The organism is Deferrivibrio essentukiensis (assembly GCF_020480685.1).
Classification (GTDB): Bacteria; Chrysiogenota; Deferribacteres; order Deferribacterales; family Deferrivibrionaceae; genus Deferrivibrio; species Deferrivibrio essentukiensis.
Map to the genome: position 1 here is coordinate 49311 of NZ_JAJAFU010000011.1, position 20433 is coordinate 69743.

Here is a 20433-nt window from a genome sequence, read left to right on the forward strand (position 1 = left end):
GGTAATGATGAAAATTCTTGCATTAAATTGTGGAAGCTCTTCCGTTAAATATCAGCTTTTTGATTGGGAAGCTAAGCAGGTAGTTGCAAAGGGGGTAGTTGAAAGGGTTGGTATTGGTGATTCATTTATAATACATGAGGTACCGGGTAGAGAAACTTACAGAAATGAGTATGAGTGTCATGACCATAATACAGCTATTAATCTAATTGTTAATACGCTTGAGAGTAAAGAGCATGGTGTTATTGAAAAGATAGTTGAGATTTCTGCGGTGGGACATAGGGTTGTACACGGTGGTGAAAGGTTCAAAAGTAGTGTTCTTATTGATGATGAGGTGATTAAGGCTATTGAAGATGTTCAACATCTTGCACCGCTTCATAATCCGCCAAACCTTGCGGGGATAAGAGCTGCTAAGGCCGTTTTACCTGATGTGCCCCATGTGGCTATTTTTGACACTGCGTTTCATCAATCAATGCCTGATTATGCTTATACCTATGCTGTCCCTTATGAGTGGTATAAAGATTTTGGGGTAAGAAGGTATGGTTTTCATGGGACAAGTCATTTGTATGTATCCAAAAGGGCTGCCGTACTTCTTGGCAAAGACCCAAAAGATTGCAACATTATAACGATGCATATTGGTAACGGGGTTTCCCATACTGCCATAAAAAAAGGAAAATCTGTTGATACATCAATGGGCTTGACACCTCTTGAGGGCGCGGTTATGGGAACAAGATGTGGTGATTTAGACCCCGCAGTTCCTCTTTTTATGCAGCAGCAGTTGAATGTAAGTGCAAAAGATATGGATAACATACTGAATAAAAAATCTGGAATATTGGGCATTACTGGAAAATATACTGATAGACGTGATGTTCTGGAGCACATTGAAGATGAAGAAAGGTGCAGGCTTGCTATAGAAATAGAGGCTTATAGATTGAAAAAATATATTGGTGCCTATTATGCTGTATTAGGAAGGGTTGATGCTATAGTTTTTACTGCAGGAGTCGGAGAAAATGCCGGTGTTATAAGACAAAAAGCTCTTGAAGGGTTGGAAGAATTAGGGATAAAGGTCGATAAAGAGAAAAACTTGAAAACATTTAGTAAATCAGGTGAAACTGAGATTTCTACACCTGATTCAAAAGTAAAAGTATTTGTAATACCGACAAACGAAGAGTTAGTGTTTGTCGAAGATGTAGTAGCAATATTGCAAAATACCTATAAAGACCACACAGAATATCCTTACAGCTTTTTAAAATAGCAGATAGCCGCTATTTAGCGGCTATCTTATTTGTCTTTTTTGATAAAATTATTTAATAATTCTACAGGTATTGGAAAAACTATAGTGGAGTTCTTCTCTGAAGCTATTTCGTTAAGTGTTTGTAAATATCTAAGTTGAATTGTTATAGCATTCTTAGACATTATTTCACTTGCTTGTGAAAGTTTTTCTGCAGATTGTAGTTCACCTTCAGCATGTATAATTTTGGAACGTCTTTCCCTTTCAGCTTCAGCCTGCTTGGCCATAGCTCTTTGCATTTCTTGTGGCAGGTCGATATGTTTTATTTCAACAGCCGTTACTTTTACCCCCCATGGATCTGTCTGTTTGTCTATAACATCTTGCAGCTCAAGGTTTATCTTTTCTCTATTGGAAAGCAGGTCGTCAAGTTCGAATTGACCTAAAATACTTCTCAAGGTTGTTTGAGATATTTGACTGGTAGCATAATAAAAATCTTCCACTTCCAAAATTGCTTTTTCAGGGGATACGACTCTAAAATAAACAACTGCATTAACCTTAATTGAGACATTATCCTTTGTAATTACATCTTGCGGTGGTACATCCATTACAATTGTTCTTAAGTTTATTTTGAACATTTTTTCGATACCGGGGATAAGTATGATAAGTCCTGGTCCTCTAACGGCAACATATCTACCAAGTCTAAATATTACACCTCTTTCATATTCTTTAAGTATTTTTACGGTATTGAATACAATGATCAAAAGTAGAATAAAAATGATTATAGGCAAACTAAACATATTGACCTCCAAGATTTATTTATGTATTATTCGGTTCAATTTTATATTATACAAAATATTATACTATTTTACATAAAGATAAAGAGGAATTTTATGATTGTGAGTATGACCGGTTATGGGAGCATAACCAAGCATTTTGAACTGTTTGATATTACTGTTTCTGTAAAAGCCGTTAACAGTAAGTATTCCGATATAAAAATGAAATTACCCAAATTTTTATATTTGAAAGAGGTTGAATTAATAAATATTGTTAAGAATGAGCTTTTAAGGGGCAAAATAGATGTAATGATAGATGTTTTTCTCCGTAAACCTTTGAAGAAAGCAAAGCTCAGTACCGAATATTTTAATATGTACATGGATGTTTTAAGAGAGATACAGATAAAGAGTGAAATTTTAGATGATATAAAGATTGAGCATATTCTTAAGTTTGAAAATATTATTGATTATGTTGATGAGTCTGATGTTACCGATTTTGTGGATAAAGAGGTAGTAGCCGTATTAATGGAAGCCCTTAATTCAGTAAAAGATATGAGAAATGCAGAAGGTAATAACTTACAGTTGGCAATTGTAGATTCTTTAAATAAACTCGAGCAATTAAACAAATCAATCAGTACTTTTAGGGAAGATGTCTATAAAATTAATTTTGAAAAATACAAAAAGAGAATCGAAGACTTGGTAACAAAAGTAAATGAAGACAGAATTGTTACTGAAGCAGGGATAATATCGGAGCGACTTGATATTTCAGAAGAGGTTGAAAGGATCAATTCTCACTTGCAGCAGATGAAGAGTGTTATTGAAAATGAATTTCCCTGTGGCAAAAAGCTTGACTTTTTTTGCCAGGAATTGAACCGGGAGTTTAATACAATCGGTTCTAAGTCATCTCAAATCGAAGTTATTAACAGTGTGGTAAATGCCAAAACTGAAATTGACAAAATAAGAGAACAGGTCCAAAATATAATATGAATAATTTAGGTAAACTCTTTGTAATAAGTGCACCGAGCGGTGCAGGCAAGACCTCTTTATGCAATGAACTGTTAAAAACATATGACAATCTTGAGTACTCTATTTCTGTAACAACAAGAAAACCAAGAGCAGATGAAATTGAAGGTAAAGATTATTTTTTTGTTGATGAGGATACTTTCAAAAAAATGATTCAAGATGATGAGTTTTTAGAGTGGGCAGAGGTGCATGGGAACCTTTACGGTACGCCTAAAAAATTTATAAATGAAAAATTGGAGTCAGGAGTTAATATTTTACTTGATATAGACCCTCAGGGGGCGAGACAGTTGAAAAGTAAATTGCATTTCGGAGTATATGTCTTTATAATTGCCCCAAGTTTAAAAGATTTGGAAGAGCGGCTTAGAAATAGAAGAACTGAGTCAGAAGAAAAACTGAGATTAAGACTTGAAAATGCTAAAAAAGAGGTTAGATATTATAAGGATTATGACTATATTATAATAAATAAAAATTTTAAAAAGGCATTTAACGAGCTTAATGCAATTTATATCGCTGAACATTTAAGATCAAAAGATGTAAAAAAAATAGAAGATATAATGAACCTGGAGGTTTAACGTGGCACTTATTAATATTGAGCAACTTATCGAAAGAGAAGATATCAAAGGGAAATATAGGCTTAACCGTATTTTAAGCCTGAGGGCAAGAGAAATTATTGAGGCAAGAGAAGGTACTTTGCCACCACAGGTAGAATGTGGTACTAAGCCAACTACAAAAGCTATCTTTGAGTTAGTTGAAAATAAGGTAAAGATAGAAAAGATTGAAGAGGCAGATGAGTAATATTTTAATAGGGGTAACTGGTGGGATTGCCGCCTATAAAATTCCCCTTCTTTGCAGAAAATTTATCCAAAATGGAGACAATGTTAAGGTTATTCTAACAGAGAATGCTGCAAAGTTTGTTACTCCACTTACGCTTGAAACTTTAACTAAAAATAGAGTTTATATTGACGATTTTCAGCTTGATGTCAGCCCGAGAGACATCGAACACATAGATTTAGCTACTTGGGCTGATCTTTTTATTATTGCACCTGCAACTGCCAATACGATAGCTAAAATTACTTATGGTATTGCAGATAACTTGTTAACATCAACAATTTTAGCTTACGATAAAAACAAACCTGTGTATATTTGCCCTGCGATGAATACAAATATGTACTTAAATCCTGCAACTACAGATAATATTGATAAGCTAAAGAATAGGGGATTTAAAATTATTCATCCTGTTGAGGGTGAGCTTGCTTGTAAAGATATTGGTATAGGTAAGATGCAAGAGCCTGACAAAATTTATGAGATTGTATATTCTGACAAGGCTAAAGGTGATATTTTAAAAGGAAAGAGGATAATTGTAACTGCAGGGCCTACAGTTGAAGATATTGACCCTGTTAGGTATATTTCAAACAGAAGCAGTGGGAAAATGGGCTATTCATTGGCTGAAACAGCTAAGAAGTTTGGTGCTGATGTTTTGCTTGTTTCAGGCCCGGTTAGCATTAAGACCTCTCTCCCTTTGATAAGTGTAAAGAGTGCAGTTGAGATGTTGACTGTTTTAAAGGATAAAATATCTGATTGCGATATTTTGATAATGGCTGCTGCTGTGGCTGACTATAGAGTTGAAAATGTTTCAGGTGAGAAAATAAAAAAGGATGGGGGTGAGCTGTTAATCAAATTAGTCAAAAATCCTGACATCCTTACCGAGCTGTCTAAATTTAAAAAAGAAGGGCAGGTATTTGTAGGGTTTGCAGCAGAATCGCATGATTTGGAAAAATATGCCAAAGACAAGCTTGAAAGGAAAAAGCTTGATATGATTGTTGCAAACGATATTTCAAGAAAAGATATCGCTTTTGACTCTGACTTTAATGAGGTTTTTATTTTTAAAAAAGATGGCAGTAAAAAACATATATTAAAAGAAAGAAAAGAAAAAATATCTGAGATAATTCTATCTGAAATAGTAGAATATATTCAATGAGCAAATTTATAAAAGAAAACTTTATAAAAGAAATTTATGGTGTAGAAGAGATTTTAATGGACAGATGTAGCAATATTGAATCCGGTCCTTTTGATGCTCTTGTTGAGAGAGTAAAAGTCTGTCGAAAATGCCAGTTGGCCAAATCTCGCCAAAACATTGTATTTGGTGAAGGAAATATAAACGCAGATTTGATGTTTATAGGGGAAGGACCAGGAGCTGAGGAGGATAAACAAGGGCGACCGTTTGTTGGGAGAGCCGGTCAACTTCTAACAAAAATGATTCAGGCTATGGGTTTAAAAAGGGAAGATGTCTATATCGCTAACATTGTTAAGTGCAGACCTCCGGATAATAGAAACCCTTTCAAGGAAGAAGCTCAGTCTTGTATTGAATACCTGATGGAGCAGATAAAAATTGTAAAACCAAAAGTCATTATTTGCCTTGGCAGTGTTGCTGCTACTTATCTTTTAAACACTGAAAAACAGATTTCAAAACTTCGAGGCCAATTTACTAATTTTAATGATATTAAGGTCATGCCTACATTTCATCCTGCCTATTTATTAAGAAACCCTTCCAAAAAAAAGGAAACCTGGGAAGATTTAAAAAAAGTTATAAATTTTTTAAATTTGAAATGATTTATTTGAATTTAGTGGTATAATATTTTTAGGTCTTAAATAATTAACTTTAGGGGGTTTAGATGAAATCTTTGAAATTATTGGCTTCAGTTCTTAGTTTGTCCTTGGTTCTTTTCGCCTGTGCTGCACCAAAAATTGACCCGATGAGTATGCAGGTTACGCCTGCCGATACTGAGCAGGTTAATATCCCTCAGATTTGTATGGCCCAATACGAAAGCAAAAAAATAAGTGTTGCTGTACTTCCTTTTACCAACAATACTACTTTTGGAAAAATGGAAGGGGTTAATACAAATATTCAGGGTGAGGCTACCAGGACTCATACTTCTGCAGGTGTTGCAGGTGTTGTTGCTGCGCCGGGTGCAGTTGGAATAGGTTATGCAGGTGCCAGTAAAACAAATGTTAAGTACTCAAAAGATATTAACACTTTTTACAGACAGATTTCACCTCAGCTTGGTGAGTTTGCTCAGTCAGCAGTTGAGGATACTATTGTTAACATTGGTGGTGTGAATGTTTTTAGCCGAGCTCAAATGGAAAAAATACTCCAGGAGCAAGGATTTCAGATGAATGTGGCTGATCCTAATACTGTTGCTCAGTTTGGCAAAATTGCCGGTGTAAGTTATGTAATCACAGGTACTGTTGACAATATAAATGCAAAATATGTTCCTAAATCAGATACCAATACAGGAAATGTCTGGGTCAACCTTGCCCTTGCTGTTGGAAAATCTATGGTTGAGGGATGGAATGTTACCACTGATATGACAGTACAGCTTATTGATGTATCCACAGGACAGATTTTGCTTTCCAAAAAGGTAAGCGGACGTGAACTTGGGGGGACACAGCCAGGTTTTAACCCTGAGCTTGTAGTTACTGCTGCCAAGAAGGCTATGCAGGAGTCTGTTGATGATATAAAACCTGTTTTTTCAGAGCATTTTTCTGCAAAAGCGTATATCAATCAACTTAGAGGAAATAAGTCTGCGGCAATGGTTTCCATGGGAAGAAAAGATGGAATAAAGCCAGGTGACAAGCTTGAAGCTTATGAATTTTTGGAAGTGCAGGATTTTATGACAAAAAAATCAAATTGTACAAAATCCAAAATTCCTGTTGAGTTGATAGTAAGTGACCAGGTGGATGAATCAACTTCGTGGGTTGTAGTTGAGGGTGAGCCTAATTCAAAAATGAGACTTAAACTGGGTACTCTGGTCAAAAGGGCACCTTTGTCTGGGCAAAGTGTGATAAAAAAATTGTGGTAACTGGTTATGTGTAAAAAGATATTTATAACTGCTATTATACTGTTAGCGGCATTCTCTTTACATTTATATGCTGCATCTGTAGAGGCTGTCGGTGAAGCATTGATAGCAAACAACGATATTGGTGCTGCCAAAAATCAGGCGATAGTGCGGGCAAAATGGGCAGCTCTTGAAAAGGCCGCTCAGGTAAATGTGAAGGTTGAGACAATTGTTCAAAATGCACTTTTGGTTGATGAATCTATTAAATCAGAAGTATCAGGAGCTATTAAGGATTTTTCGGTTATTGATGAAGGTAAAGATGGGGATACATATTGGGTAAAGATTAAGGCCAATGTAGAGCAAAAAGATGCGGTTAAAACAGTAAGTCTTTTTGCAAAAAATACTTCAGTATCTGTGCTTCTACCTGTAGTATTTCCTGATGGAAGAGTGCTTGAAACATCTCCATTGTCTGAAAAAATCATTAATGAACTTTTGCTGCAAAATTTTGAGGTTGTGGATGTTGCTTCGCTTGGCAACCCCTATTCAATTGAACAGCTCAGCAATGCTATGCAGAATAATGATTTTTTGCTTCTTAGAAGTCTGGCTTACAGGTCTCTTTCAGGGGTATTGCTTGTTGGTAAAGTTGAAAGCATTGCCACTGCAAAAGAGGGTAAAAATATTGGATATGGGATTAATCTCCCTTTTAATATTGTAAATGGTAAACTGACTTATAGACTTATAGGAAGTAAAGACGGACAGAAAATTATTCTTGATAGTGGCTATGTTTCGGCAAGAGGTCAGGCTGCTTCTGTTGATGATGCAGTTTATAATATGCTTGAAAACCTCAGCTATGAAGTAACAAACAGAATTATATCAAAAATCTCTGAAAAGATCAGGGGGATTGAAAACAGAAAGGTGGAAATTGTTTTGGCGGGAAATACCGACGTAAACAAGCTGTTGCAGTTAAAGGGTGACCTTCAGTATATTGCCTGGGTACTAAATATTGAAACTCAAGGTACTGACAAACTTGTCCTTGATTATCCGGAAAAAGTAATTTATCTTGCCAATGCTATTGAGCAGAAGAGGATATACAGTATCAAAAAGATTGATGACAGACGAATAGTCCTTGAGTCAAACAGATAATCAGAAGAGCCGCATAATTTAAGCGGCTCTTTTATTTTACCATTTGAAATATATCTGATTTAAATAAAATCATACCTCTATTGACATTTGGTTTAAATAAGACTAATATTGTCTAAATTAAGTTTGCAAGAGGTATTAGTTATGAAAATAACCAGAGCAGGGGATTATGCTTTAAAAGTTATGGCTTATATTGGTTCGCAGGATAAAAATAAGTTATTTATGCGTAATGAGTTATCGGAAATTTGTGGCATTCCTGATAGTTTTTTGGGCAAAATTTTACAGTCCCTTGCAAGAAACAATATTTTGTATTCCGAGAGGGGTAAAAACGGTGGTTTTAAGTTTGTTAAAGAGCCTCAGGAGATAACATTGTACGACATAATAAAGGCTGTTGAGGGGGAAATAAAGATAAATGATTGTCTTGTTGACCCGGATTTTTGTTCAGGTCTGACTTCTTGCAATATCCATAATGTGCTTGGTAAAATCAGGGAATCATTTATAGATGAGCTCAAAAAATATACCCTTGAAAATATTATCCAAGGTTAAAGTAGTTTACATATTATTAAATGTAACTTATTGATAGTAAATGTAAAAATATATTGTTTTTATTACCATAAGGTTATAGGTTTTTAGATTATTTGCTATTGAAATTAAAAAAATATAGGTTAAAATCCTACAGCTAATTTTCAAATAAGTTATCCTGGAGGAATTTTAATGATTAAAACAGATTTATTAGAAAAACTAAATAAAGAGCCAAAACTTTCAGCTAATGCTGTCACGGTTTTAAAGAAAAGGTATCTCAAGAAAGATGAGGATGGAAATGTAGTTGAGACACCTCAGGGTATGTTTCAAAGAGTAGCTTTGAATATTGCAAATGCTGAATTAAAATATGGCTCTGAATCAAAATACGAAGAATACGCCGTGAAGTTTTATGATATGATGGTAGACTTAAAATTTCTTCCAAATTCGCCCACACTTATGAATGCTGGTAAGGAGCTGCAGCAGCTTTCAGCCTGTTTTGTGCTTCCTGTTGAGGATTCTCTGGAAAAAATATTTGAGGCTGTAAAACATACTGCTCTTATTCACAAGTCGGGTGGCGGGACAGGGTTTTCATTTTCAAGGTTAAGACCTAAAGATGATGTTGTTAAGACTACTAAAGGGGTATCAAGTGGCCCTGTTTCATTTATGAGTGTTTTTGATTCTGCAACAGAAACTATAAAGCAAGGTGGGACAAGAAGAGGAGCCAATATGGGTATCCTTAGAGTTGACCATCCGGATATTATGGAATTTATTTACGCTAAACAGGATAAAAGCAAACTTACAAATTTTAACCTTTCAGTTGCTATCACTGAAGAGTTTATGGAAAAAGCTCTTAAAAATGAAGAATATGAGTTGAAAAATCCTAAGACTGGTAAAACAGTAAAGAAGTTGAATGCAAAAGATGTCTTTGATCAAATGGTGAAACTTGCGTGGGAAGGTGGAGATCCTGGTATTATTTTTATTGACAGAATAAATAAGTTTAACCCTACACCAAAAGAAGGTGAGATGGAGAGTACTAACCCTTGTGGTGAGCAACCTCTTTTACCGTATGAGTCATGCAATTTGGGTTCAATTAATCTTGGTCGATTTGTGAAAGGAAATGATATCGATTGGGATGATTTGAGATATGTTGTTCAAACGGGTGTAAGGTTTTTAGATGATGTAATTGATATGAATTCTTACCCTATTAAAGAAATTGAACAAATGACTAAAAAGAATAGAAAAATAGGTCTTGGTGTTATGGGCTTTGCAGATATGTTGGCAATGCTTGATATCCCTTATAACAGTGAAGAAGCGATTGAGATGGCTGAAAAAGTTATGAAATTTATACAGGAAGAAGGGAGAATAGCTTCAAGTGAACTTGCCAAAGAAAGAGGCAATTTTCCTAACTTTGATGACAGTATTTATCCCGGTATGGGATTTTCAAATATGAGAAATGCCACTGTCACAACTATTGCACCTACCGGCACAATTTCAATTATTGGTGGTTGTTCAAGCGGTGTTGAGCCATACTTTGCCATAGCTTTTTACAGAAATGTAATGGATAACAACAAACTTGTGGAAGTTAATCCTATATTTAAAGAAAGGGCAAAGAAAGAGGGCTTTTTTTCTAAAGAGTTAATGGATAAAATAGCGGAACAGGGCACTCTTCATGATATAGAAGAAGTCCCTTCTCACATTAAAAAAGTTTTTGTTACTGCACATGAGATTTCTCCTATCTGGCATGTTAGAATGCAGGCTGCATTTCAAAAATATACTGACAATGCCGTTAGCAAGACTGTTAATTTTCCTAATGACGCAACTGTTGATGATGTTAGGGAAGTTTATGTATTGGCATACAAGCAAGGTTGTAAAGGTATTACTATTTATCGTGATGGCAGTCGTGATGCACAGGTGATTAACTTAGGTACAAAAGAGAAGTCACCTAAAGAAGAGATTGCTCAGGAATATCATGGAGTTTTTAGGCCTAGACCAAGACCAAAGGTACTGTTTGGTAAGACACTGGAAATGATGACAGGATGTGGAAAGCTTTATGTGACAATTAATTTTGATGAAAATAACGAGCCTTTTGAAGTATTTACAAGTATGGGTAAGGCTGGTGGTTGTGCTCAGAGTCAGTGTGAGGCAATAGGTAGATTAATATCTCTTGTTTTCAGAAGTGGTGGTGACTATGATATTGTGGTCAAACAGCTTAAAGGTATTTCTTGCCATATGAGATATGGTTTTGGACAAAATCAGATATTAAGCTGTGCTGATGCAGTTGGAAAAGCCATTGAAAAAGCAATAATGATGGGCTCTGAGTTTAAGGTAATCAATCAGGAAAAATTAACTGTTGATAAACTACTTGCTGAAGCAGAAAAAAAAGTTGCAAGCACTACTGAACAGCAAATTAGAAATGGTGCATGCCCTGAGTGTGGGGGTCCTATCCAATATGTAGAAGGGTGTGACGTTTGTCATTCTTGCGGATATTCTCATTGTAGTTAATGAAATTATATATAAGGGCGTAATAAGTTACGCCCTTATATCATGTAGTATATTATTACGATAAATAATATGTAGTAAAGTAGCTCAAATTTTTTAAAATCTATTTTATGTCCAAAGTACAATATTGACAATAGAGGTAGGAAGATAATTGAACCTCTAATCCCCATAGATAAGTAACTCCACTTCAAAATTTTTGACTGCATACCCAATAATACTATTAAAAATGAGGTAAAAACTACGATGGTGTTTACAAGGCGAATTACATTTATCTCATTTTTAAAATTAAATTTTGATAGAAAATCTTTAAAGATATTAGTTGTAACACCTACAACAAGTCCAGATGCTGTTCCTAAGATTATGAACAAAATAAAAGATAGTATTATAGAACTGAATACGGATGGGAAGTGAGTGCTTATAAAATATGGGAGGACTTCTGCTCCACTTTGAGTGGCAAAGCCATTTGCTCTTACATACATACCTACATAAACACCGAGAAAGCCTATAGGTGGAATCAATACAGCACTTAATAAACTTCCTAATATGGCATCTTTTTTACTTTTGGCTGAGAAGATTGCCTGTAAATATACTTGCGTAGAAAGAACACCAATTATCATAAATACAATATCAAATATGGCTTTCTTTTTTCCGTAACTGAATAAGCTAAACCAATTAATATTTTTAGGCAGCTTATCAAAAATTTCCAATCCGCTATGTCTAAATGCTTCTACGAAGCTTACGGTCATAACAATGTAGATTACAAATATTTTTATTTTTCCAATTACTGACGAGCCTTTTACTCCGCCATATACCGAATAAGTTAAGATTAACAAGGAAGAGATAAATGAGCCTATCACTATGTTAGTATTGAAAAAAAATGAAACTATTGCTCCTGATGCAATTATTTGAGCAATAATGTGAATGTATATGCCGAGAGTGCTAAAAAAACTGCTGATTTTTTTAAATCTATCTCCAAAATAGTTGCCAATAAATTCTGTGACAGTTGTTATTTTATTGTCATATAGTTTATTAGTAAAAAAAAGTCCCAAAATAAAGCACGCAATTCCTGAACCGAGTGTAAAAATTACCCCGGCAATTCCGTAATAATAGGCCATTTGAACGGTTCCGATTGTGGATGCACCGCCGACAAGTGTTCCTATAATAACGCCGGCTACCCCGAAATAGCTTAGATTTCTTCCTGCCAACATAAAATCATTACTGTTGTTAGCTTTGTGTTTTGAACTAAAAACCTGAAGACTTAATATTATAGTAAATATTACAAATATAGATTTTTGTATCATTTGAATTTACTACTAATAGTTCCATATATATTTTGAAATGTGTTAAAATCTTCTTCAGAAAAAAGGCATATATAACAATATTTGATTTTATTATCATTTATTTTTTTGAAGTCAAACATTGAAGTTAATATAATATGCGCAGCCTCTTTGATTGGGTAACCAAATATTCCTGTAGATATGGCCGGGAATGCTATGGAAGATATACCGTATCTGTTGGCAAGTTTTAGTGCATTATATACGGCGTTGTAAAGCTTTTTCTCCGGTTGTTTATCTATGGAATATCTGGGGCCAACGGCATGAATTACATAATTTGCTTTTAGACTACCACCTGTAGTTATGACCGCATCTCCGACTTCACAATGACCTATTTTATTGCATTCTAATTGGATTTTTTCTCCACCTTTTTGTCTGATAGCACCAGCAACTCCGCTTCCGAGTATCAATTTACTGTTAGCCGGATTCACAATACATTCAATGTCAAGTTCAGTAATATCACCTTTTATTAATATTATTTCCATAACTTATATTATCATTAAAAATTAAAATTTTACTACAAAAAATTTTAATTTAACTTATAGGAAATTTATATATACCTGTATTTAAATATAAATCTTGACAATTTAGAGATAATGTTTTAAAAAAGGAAAACAAAAGGAATGGTTATGAAAATAGGGTGTTCACAGAGAATAATTAAAACAGGGCATGTTGAGGATAACTTGGCTCATTTTGTTAATGACTTATCGTTTTATAGCGATGAGGGTGTGAGTCTTGTTGTTTTTCCTGAAATGTGGGCAACCGGGTTTGATTATAAGAATATTGTAACTCATGCAGAAGCTACAGAAAATATAGTTGAGCAAATTTCTAAAAAACTTGGTCACAATCAGTTGGCAATACTATCATTGCCTGAAAAATCTGTAGATAAAGTTTACAATACTATCTTTGCAGTTACAAATAATGGAGTCGTTGTCAAATATAGAAAAACATTTCTTTTCTCCCCTTTAAAAGAGGATATCTATTTTGCAAGGGGTGATATGGACATCCCCGTGTTTAATTTCAATGATTTTAATATATCGTTACATACATGCTATGAAATAAGATTTCCTGAAGTTTTTAGAATTGCTGCGTATAATGGCTCTGATTTAATGATAGTTCCTGCCATATGGCCAGAGTTTAAAAAATATCACTGGTTAACACTTTTAAGGGCAAGAGCTATTGAAAATCAAGCATATGTTGTAGGATGTAATGCTGCTGAAGTTATCAATGATACGAAAACGATTATATGCGGTAACTCTGCAGTATTTGATTCTTGGGGTGAGTCAGTAGGATATACTGAAAAAGGCTCAAATAGGTTGATAGTGGAAATTACAAAAGAAAAAGTAACTGAAGTAAGACAGGCTATTCCAAGCCTTAAAGATGCGAAAGATTTCTTTAAAATAAATAAAGCAAAGATGTCCATTAGTGGCAAATAAGGAGGAATGTATGTCAGAATTAGAAAAGCGTATTAGAAAGAAAAGTCTTTTATCCAAAGTAATGAAACCGGAAGATATTGTTAAGCTTTTTGCTGAGGCTGGTGCTGGTAAAAAAGTTTTAAACCTTGGTTGGTCAGGTTTTACCCCTGTTGGTTATCCGAAAGTAGTTCCAATAGCTTTGGCTGATTATGTGGAGCAAAACGGTTTGCAGGGGAAATGGAAATTCAATCTATTCATAGGTGCATCTGTTGGTGTAGAAACTGAAGACAGATGGGCTACTCTTGATATGATTGATAGAAGATGGCCATATCAAACTGGTAAGAATATACAGAAATCTATTAACTCTGGTAAAATTAGGTTTGGTGATAAACACTTATCAATGTTTGCTCAGGATTTAAAATACGGTTTTTATACAAAAGATGAGGGTGGGAAGCTTGATTTTGCTTTGATAGAAGCTTCTGCTATTACTGAAGATGGTGGGATAGTTCTTGCTGGATCTATCGGAGCTGCTCCTGAAATTATTGATGTTGCTGATAAAATAATAGTTGAAATAAATACTGGTGTGCCATCTTTTGAAGGTATTCACGATATAGTTTCTACTGATTTGCCGCCTAACAGAAAGCCTTACCTAATTACTAAGGTTACTGACAGGATTGGTACAACATATGTTCCTGTTGATGATAAGAAAATAGTTGCAATTATAGAATCAAAAATGCCTGATAATGGTAGAGCTCTTACTGAACCTGATGACCTGTCCAACACTATTGCTGGTCATATTATGGAATTCTTTAAGCATGAAATCAAAATGGGAAGATTACCAGAAAACCTTTTACCACTCCAATCGGGGGTTGGTAATATTGCAAATGCAGTTGTTGGTGGACTTGTTAATGGTGACTTTAAAAACCTTTTAGTATTTACTGAAGTATTACAAGATACAATGCTTGACCTTTTTGACAGTGGAAAGCTTGATTTTGCAAATGCGACTTCACTTTCTCTTTCTGCGAAAGGTTTTGAGAGATTCTTTGCAAAATTTGATGAGTACACAAAGAAAATAATACTCAGACCTCAACAAATTTCAAATAACCCTGAGTGTATCAGAAGACTTGGTGTTATAGGTATGAATACACCTGTGGAGTTTGACATCTATGCACATGCTAACTCTACTTGTGTTGGCGGAACAAGAATGATTAATGGTCTTGGTGGTTCTGGTGACTTTGAAAGAAATGCATATATTTCTATCATGCATACACCTTCATGCAGACCATCCAAAACTGATGAGTTTGGTATTTCTGCCGTTGTGCCTAAGGCTCCGCATGTTGACCATACTGAGCATGATATTGATGTTCTTGTTACTGAGCAAGGACTTGCAGATCTTAGAGGTATGGCACCTAAGGAAAGAGCTCGTGAAATTATTAAAAAGTGTGCTCATCCAGCTTACAAAGATTATCTTATGGATTATCTTGAAAGAGCTGAAAAAGCTACCGGCTATGCTCATGAACCACAACTTCTCGATGAATGTTATAAAATGCATTTAAGTTTGGCTGAAAACGGAACTATGAGGTTCTGGAATAAATAACAAATTTAGACCCGCCGAAAAGGCGGGTTTTTTTATACACGGCAGTAGGCAGAATACCGCGTATTTATGCGTGGGTGAATGAGCTTTTTAGTGGTACACTTTTAGATGGAGTATACAAAAACATCATATAGTGTTTATAAGAAGAAATAAGGATCTACATCAATTTTGAAGTTTAACGTTGACAGCTTGAGTTTATCTACCTCATTTTTAATGAGTTTTACTGTTTTCCTTATGTCATTATGGTTTTTCGATTTAATTACCAAGTGAAATCTATATCTGTTTTTGATTTTGTATATCGGTGCAGGCACTGCCGGAAGTATTTTTAGATCTAAGTTTAATCCTTTAGTAAAATATTCTATTTTTTTGCATGATTCTTTGGCGATGTGCTCTTTAATGTGAGAAAAAATAAATCTAACCACTTTAAAATATGGCGGGTATGAAAACATTTGCCTGTTATTTAGTTCATATTCATAAAACTTTTCATCGTTAACAAGACCAAAAACCGGTAATTCCGGGTTGAATGTCTGTATTATGACTTCCCCATTTTTTTCAAAGCGTCCGGCCCTACCTGCTACTTGTGTGAGTAATTGATATGCCCTTTCATTATTTCTAAAATCAGGAAGTGAAAAAATGTTATCTATATTCAAAATTCCAACAAGTGTGACATTTGGAAAGTTTAAACCTTTTGCAATAAGTTGCGTTCCCAATAGAATTTTAAATTTATTTTTTTCAAAATCTTTTAACACCGAATTCAGTCTTTTTTGAGAAGTAATTGTATCTGCATCAAGTTTTATTACTTCTCCCGGAAAAAGGTTTTCAAGTATTAAATACGCTTTTTCAGTTCCAACTCCAAAATCCATAAAATTATTGCTTCCGCATTTACATTGCAGATATTTTAACTTTTCACCGCAATAATGACACCTGGCTGTTTCATCACTTTTATAGTAAGTCATTGTCACTGCACAATTTTGACAAAACAATGTTTCTCCGCAGTTTTGACATATGAGCTGGGAAGAATAACCTTTTCTGTTTAAAAAAAGTATAGTTTGTTCATTATTTTTAATACGTTTGAGTATCGCATCGTATAAAGTAAGCGACAAAATACCGGACAGCTTATCTTCACCTTTCAGGTCAATAATTTTAAGTGACGAATCACTGCCACCATGAAACTTGTTAGTAAGCTTAAAATACCTATATTTACCAATTTTAGCGTTGTAGTAAGATTCAAGAGAAGGGGTAGCACTGCCTAAAATTATTGGAATATTGAAAATTTTTGCCTTTAATACTGCAGCATCTCTTAAGTTGTAACAAGGAGCTTCCTCTTGTTTAAAGCTGTTTTCATGCTCCTCATCAATGATAATAAGCCCTAAATCGCATGATGGAATAAACAGGCTGCTTCTTGCTCCTATTATAATAGGGATATGACCATCCCTAAAGCCTAATATTACTTTTTCCCTTTGTTTTTGCGTCAGTTTACTGTGATAACTTTCTACAATTATTCCTAACCTGTCAGAGACTCTTTTTATGAGTTGAGGGGTCAAAGATATCTCAGGAACAATAAATAAAACTTGTTTATTTCTTTGTATAAAATGTTTGATTACTTCAATATAAATTTCTGTCTTACCGCTGCCGGCAACACCGTGCACCAAAGAGCAATTAAAATCATTATTTTTTATAATTTCTTCATATATTTTTTGTTGTTCAGCATTCAGGGTTGCAAGTTTTGAATGTGTTGATATATCTTGATTGAAGTCTGTACCAGAGATTTCTAAAATCTTTTTAGAAATAATCCCTGCAAATACATTTCCAAGAGAATAACCATAATATGCTGATAGTTTTTCTAAAAAAGTGATATCATTTTCTTTGAAAAACGGTTTGTTGTCCAGAATTTCTATAATATCTCTAATTTCATAATCAAATTCACTTTTTTCAGACTGTTTGTAAACAATGCCTGTAACATTTCTTTTTCCCAAAGGGACGACTACACGTAGCCCCTTATCAAGTGTTTTATCACTTTTATAGGTCAAAATGTAACTCTTTGGTATTGGTAGCAATACATCATAATATTTCATTTTAAAATTATTACTGAACTCTTTTTTTTAGTCAATGAAATAAATATAAGTTTTGATTGTGCAAGTGTTAAAATATTTTTAATAAATTATATAAAATAAGAATAGAAAATATTGCTTTATGATATATCTGTTAGTATAATTTGTTAGGAGGATACTATGAGGAAATTTATATTATCTTTTGCCATTTTCTTGTTTGCGGGTAATGTATTTGCTGCAGAATTAGATAATAAATCGTGTGTAGGTGAAGTTACTGAATATAAAGGTATCTTAAAGATATTTAAAGAGAAAGATTTTAGAGGGTCAATTGTTACGGATAATAACACCAAGCTATTTAGCGGTTATGCTCTTAAAACAGGGAGGAAATCTGAAGCAAAAATTGTGTTGATAGACAAAACTGGTATAATTTTGACTGAAAAGTCATCACTGACATTCCCGCAATATAATAAAATTATTGCTGATAACGGTACCGTTTTATTTAAAGTAACCAAAAGGGATGAAGTGCAGGGTTTTACTGTTCAAACAAAAACCGCAACCATAGGTGTTAAAGGGACTCAATTTGCTGTAGCAGTAGATAATGAAAGTGTAAAAGTATTTTGTAAAGAAGGTAGTGTAGGGGTAAAATCACTAAAAGGTGAATTTAAAAGATATGTAAAAAAGGAGCTCGATGAATATAATCAGTTTTTAAAAGATCAATTTCAAGATTATACTCAGTATAAAAAAGAGTTAAAAGAAGAGTTTGTTAAATATGTTAAAGAGTTTGATATGAAGCCCAATATGGCTGTTGTGATATCTGATTCCAATGAGGTTAAAAACATCGATTTTCCGGAAAACATTAGTGAGCTTTTTGAAGAGCTAAACAAGTTTTAATAATTTAATTTTGCTATTTTGTTTTTGCAGTATATGCACCATTCCAGTTTTCTTCCGGAGGATTTAACATATAGTCTTTACATCTTTCTATGAAAATTGCAGATGTTTGGTCATTAAATTTATTGTAAATATACTCAAATTTTATCAAGGCATCGTCAAATTGTTTTGAGAAATAAAGTTTTATGGCATGACTAAACAGCTCGCTTAATTCAGAATTTAAAGCGCTATTTTCCAGAAGCTGATAAATTGTGACAGGTTTTTCTTTCCCTTTTACAATTACTTTATCAAGCAGCCTGATACAGTAATTATCCTGAAGTTTTTCTACCACAAATTCACTTATAATTATATGAGTCTTATATATTTTATTAAGACCTTCAAGACGGGATGCAAGATTTACGGGGTCACCTATGGCCGTGTAATCAAATCTCACATCACTTCCAATGTTTCCAACGGTGGCTATCCCTGTATTAATACCTATCCCTATATCTACAGTTGGTAACCCTTCAGTTTTGAATTTTTCATTAACTTTTCTGACAATATCTAACATTTCAAGGGAAGCCTTACAAGCCATGTCAGCATGATTAGAAATATTTACGGGAGCATTGAAAATTGCCATAATTGCATCGCCGATATATTTATCAAGCAAACCTTTGTGTTTTAAAATAGAGTGAGTAAGCGGAGAGTTAAGCTGATTTAGCATATAGACAACTTCTTCAGATTTTAAGCCTTCAGATAGTGTGGTGAAGCCTCTTATGTCGGTAAAGATAATAGTGATTTCTCTTGTTTCTCCACCCAGTTTTAACTTATCAGGGTTTTCTGTCATTATTTCAACAACGTCCGGTGACACATATGATGAAAAGGCCTTTTTTATGCCAATTGCTTTCATATCGGTAAGTATAAAAAGGATTAATTCTATTGATACAGTACTTAAAATAAAGGTAAAAACAAAGTAAAAATCATTTAACCACAAATGGTTATGGATAAAAAGGTATATGCTGGTTAGATAAAGTATAGAAAAGAGAATAATGTATGAAACAACTCTGTAGATAATTTTTCGTATAAAACTCAATAGAAAAACGAATAAGCAGCCGAGTAAAATCAAAAAGCGATTGTAGATAGGTTTTTCAAAGATTAGATTATTGTCTAAAAAGTTAGAAATAAAAGTTGCATGAAGTGATACTCCCGGTGTTACAGTATCTATTGGTGTCGGTCGTAAATCAAATATTCCCGTTTCTGTTACCCCTACAATGACAATTTTGTTTTTTAAGTCATTATCTTTAACTACACCATTTAAAATATCATAAGCTGAGATATAGTTTATTTTGTTATAGAAATTAAGCTTTAGTGTGTTTGCATTCTCATACTTTAGGTTTCCAAGCACAAACTTTTTCATCCCTTTTCTATCAAAGGTAGCCTCAATGTCTGTATTTAAGTAAAATCTGAGCATTTGCATACCGAGTGATGGAAAGATTAACCCTTTATGCAGATAGAAAAAAGGGTAATTTCTATAAAGCCCGTCAAGGTCAGGCTCTATAGTAAAAAAAGCCGATGCAGCTAAACTTTCGGTTATCTCAGGAATATTTGGCTCGATATATTGAAATTCTTTGATACCTATAGTTTTATCTAAAAGTTTTACTCTGAAAATTGCAGAGTCTGATAGTATATCAAGTAATGGTTCGTTTGCAGTTTCTGTTGCTACACTCCTGAAAAACACTCCACCAATTATGTTTCCATTTTCCATGATTACATCTGCTAAGATATTATCATCAATTTTATTTGATGGTTCAGAAAATACTATATCTAAGCCGACGATAGCAGCAGGTTTTAATTTTGAAAATAGTTCAGCTATTTTTTTTCTGCCCCAAGGCCATCTGCCTAATTTATTAATACTCTTTTCATCAATTGCTACAATTACTATATCCTTATTTATCTCAGAAGGAGCAAAATATGATTTTAATTTGTATTTATAATCATTTACACTAAGAGATATTTTTTCTAAAAAACTATACCTCTGATGATAAAAAAATAAACCAATAATCGCTATAAATATGATAGCCGATATTTTGTATATCAATACCCTTTTCATAATATCTCCAATATGGTATAGTATAACATAAAATATTTAAG

18 protein-coding genes are annotated in these 20433 nt (G+C 33.9%); 13 read left to right on the top strand and 5 right to left on the bottom strand.

The features are described from left to right. Positions 1-7: 7 nt before the first annotated feature. Positions 8-1252 carry an acetate kinase gene (locus LF845_RS06855; protein ID WP_242820266.1) on the top strand — a complete coding sequence of 415 codons (1245 nt, stop codon included), beginning with the start codon at positions 8-10 and terminating at the stop codon, positions 1250-1252. Positions 1253-1278: 26 nt separating this feature from the next. Here LF845_RS06855 and LF845_RS06860 read toward each other — a convergent pair whose 3' ends face one another. Then, entirely contained in the window at positions 1279-2025 is a 747-nt protein-coding gene (locus tag LF845_RS06860; RefSeq protein WP_242820267.1) for a slipin family protein, read from the bottom strand. Positions 2026-2118: 93 nt separating this feature from the next. Between LF845_RS06860 and LF845_RS06865 the strand changes: the two genes are divergently transcribed. The 9 genes from LF845_RS06865 to LF845_RS06905 all read left to right on the top strand — a co-directional run bounded on the left by LF845_RS06865 (position 2119) and on the right by LF845_RS06905 (position 11024). Continuing rightward, complete coding sequence (locus LF845_RS06865) at positions 2119-2988, top strand: YicC/YloC family endoribonuclease (protein ID WP_242820268.1); 870 nt, start codon at positions 2119-2121, stop codon at positions 2986-2988. Next, positions 2985-3596: a guanylate kinase gene (gene gmk, locus LF845_RS06870; protein WP_242820269.1), complete on the top strand. Its 612-nt coding sequence runs from the start codon at positions 2985-2987 to the stop codon at positions 3594-3596. Before LF845_RS06865 ends, gmk begins: the two co-directional genes overlap by 4 nt. 1 nt (position 3597) lies before the next feature. After that, complete coding sequence (locus LF845_RS06875) at positions 3598-3819, top strand: DNA-directed RNA polymerase subunit omega (protein ID WP_242820270.1); 222 nt, start codon at positions 3598-3600, stop codon at positions 3817-3819. Beyond that, positions 3812-5002 (top strand): bifunctional phosphopantothenoylcysteine decarboxylase/phosphopantothenate--cysteine ligase CoaBC, encoded by a 1191-nt coding sequence (gene coaBC / locus LF845_RS06880; protein WP_242820271.1) that lies wholly within the window; start codon positions 3812-3814, stop codon positions 5000-5002. The genes LF845_RS06875 and coaBC overlap by 8 nt, the downstream gene beginning before the upstream one ends. Beyond that, the gene (locus tag LF845_RS06885; protein ID WP_242820272.1) at positions 4999-5634 is read left to right on the top strand and encodes a uracil-DNA glycosylase; all 636 of its coding nucleotides are present in this window, start codon (positions 4999-5001) and stop codon (positions 5632-5634) included. Before coaBC ends, LF845_RS06885 begins: the two co-directional genes overlap by 4 nt. 62 nt (positions 5635-5696) lie before the next feature. Continuing rightward, a complete protein-coding gene (locus tag LF845_RS06890) occupies positions 5697-6884 on the top strand; it encodes a CsgG/HfaB family protein (protein WP_242820273.1) in 1188 nt (395 codons plus the stop codon). 6 nt (positions 6885-6890) lie between these two features. Beyond that, the gene (locus LF845_RS06895; RefSeq protein ID WP_242820274.1) at positions 6891-8003 is read left to right on the top strand and encodes a flagellar assembly protein T N-terminal domain-containing protein; all 1113 of its coding nucleotides are present in this window, start codon (positions 6891-6893) and stop codon (positions 8001-8003) included. Positions 8004-8144: 141 nt separating this feature from the next. After that, positions 8145-8546: an RrF2 family transcriptional regulator gene (locus tag LF845_RS06900; RefSeq protein WP_242820275.1), complete on the top strand. Its 402-nt coding sequence runs from the start codon at positions 8145-8147 to the stop codon at positions 8544-8546. A gap of 168 nt (positions 8547-8714) precedes the next feature. Further along, entirely contained in the window at positions 8715-11024 is a 2310-nt protein-coding gene (locus tag LF845_RS06905) for a vitamin B12-dependent ribonucleotide reductase (protein ID WP_242820276.1), read from the top strand. Between the two features lie 35 nt (positions 11025-11059). On the opposite strand, the gene LF845_RS06910 is transcribed toward LF845_RS06905, so the two are convergent. Both LF845_RS06910 and LF845_RS06915 read right to left on the bottom strand, forming a co-directional pair. Next, positions 11060-12322, bottom strand: coding sequence for a sodium:solute symporter family protein (locus LF845_RS06910; RefSeq protein WP_242820277.1), 1263 nt, complete (start codon positions 12320-12322; stop codon positions 11060-11062). Next, positions 12319-12840, bottom strand: a complete 522-nt coding sequence (locus LF845_RS06915; RefSeq protein ID WP_242820278.1) for a macro domain-containing protein — start codon at positions 12838-12840, stop codon at positions 12319-12321. Before LF845_RS06915 ends, LF845_RS06910 begins: the two co-directional genes overlap by 4 nt. 144 nt (positions 12841-12984) lie before the next feature. On the opposite strand from LF845_RS06915, the gene LF845_RS06920 reads away from it, so the two are divergent. After that, a complete protein-coding gene (locus tag LF845_RS06920; RefSeq protein ID WP_242820279.1) occupies positions 12985-13791 on the top strand; it encodes a nitrilase-related carbon-nitrogen hydrolase in 807 nt (268 codons plus the stop codon). A 10-nt stretch (positions 13792-13801) separates the two neighbouring features. Beyond that, positions 13802-15367, top strand: coding sequence for an acetyl-CoA hydrolase/transferase C-terminal domain-containing protein (locus LF845_RS06925; protein ID WP_242820280.1), 1566 nt, complete (start codon positions 13802-13804; stop codon positions 15365-15367). A 134-nt stretch (positions 15368-15501) separates the two neighbouring features. Here LF845_RS06925 and priA read toward each other — a convergent pair whose 3' ends face one another. Then, entirely contained in the window at positions 15502-17439 is a 1938-nt protein-coding gene (gene priA / locus LF845_RS06930) for a replication restart helicase PriA (RefSeq protein ID WP_242820281.1), read from the bottom strand. Between the two features lie 156 nt (positions 17440-17595). On the opposite strand from priA, the gene LF845_RS06935 reads away from it, so the two are divergent. Next, positions 17596-18306 carry a FecR domain-containing protein gene (locus LF845_RS06935; protein ID WP_242820282.1) on the top strand — a complete coding sequence of 237 codons (711 nt, stop codon included), beginning with the start codon at positions 17596-17598 and terminating at the stop codon, positions 18304-18306. 13 nt (positions 18307-18319) lie between these two features. On the opposite strand, the gene LF845_RS06940 is transcribed toward LF845_RS06935, so the two are convergent. Beyond that, positions 18320-20392: a CHASE2 domain-containing protein gene (locus tag LF845_RS06940; protein ID WP_242820283.1), complete on the bottom strand. Its 2073-nt coding sequence runs from the start codon at positions 20390-20392 to the stop codon at positions 18320-18322. Between the last annotated feature and the right edge of the window lie 41 nt (positions 20393-20433).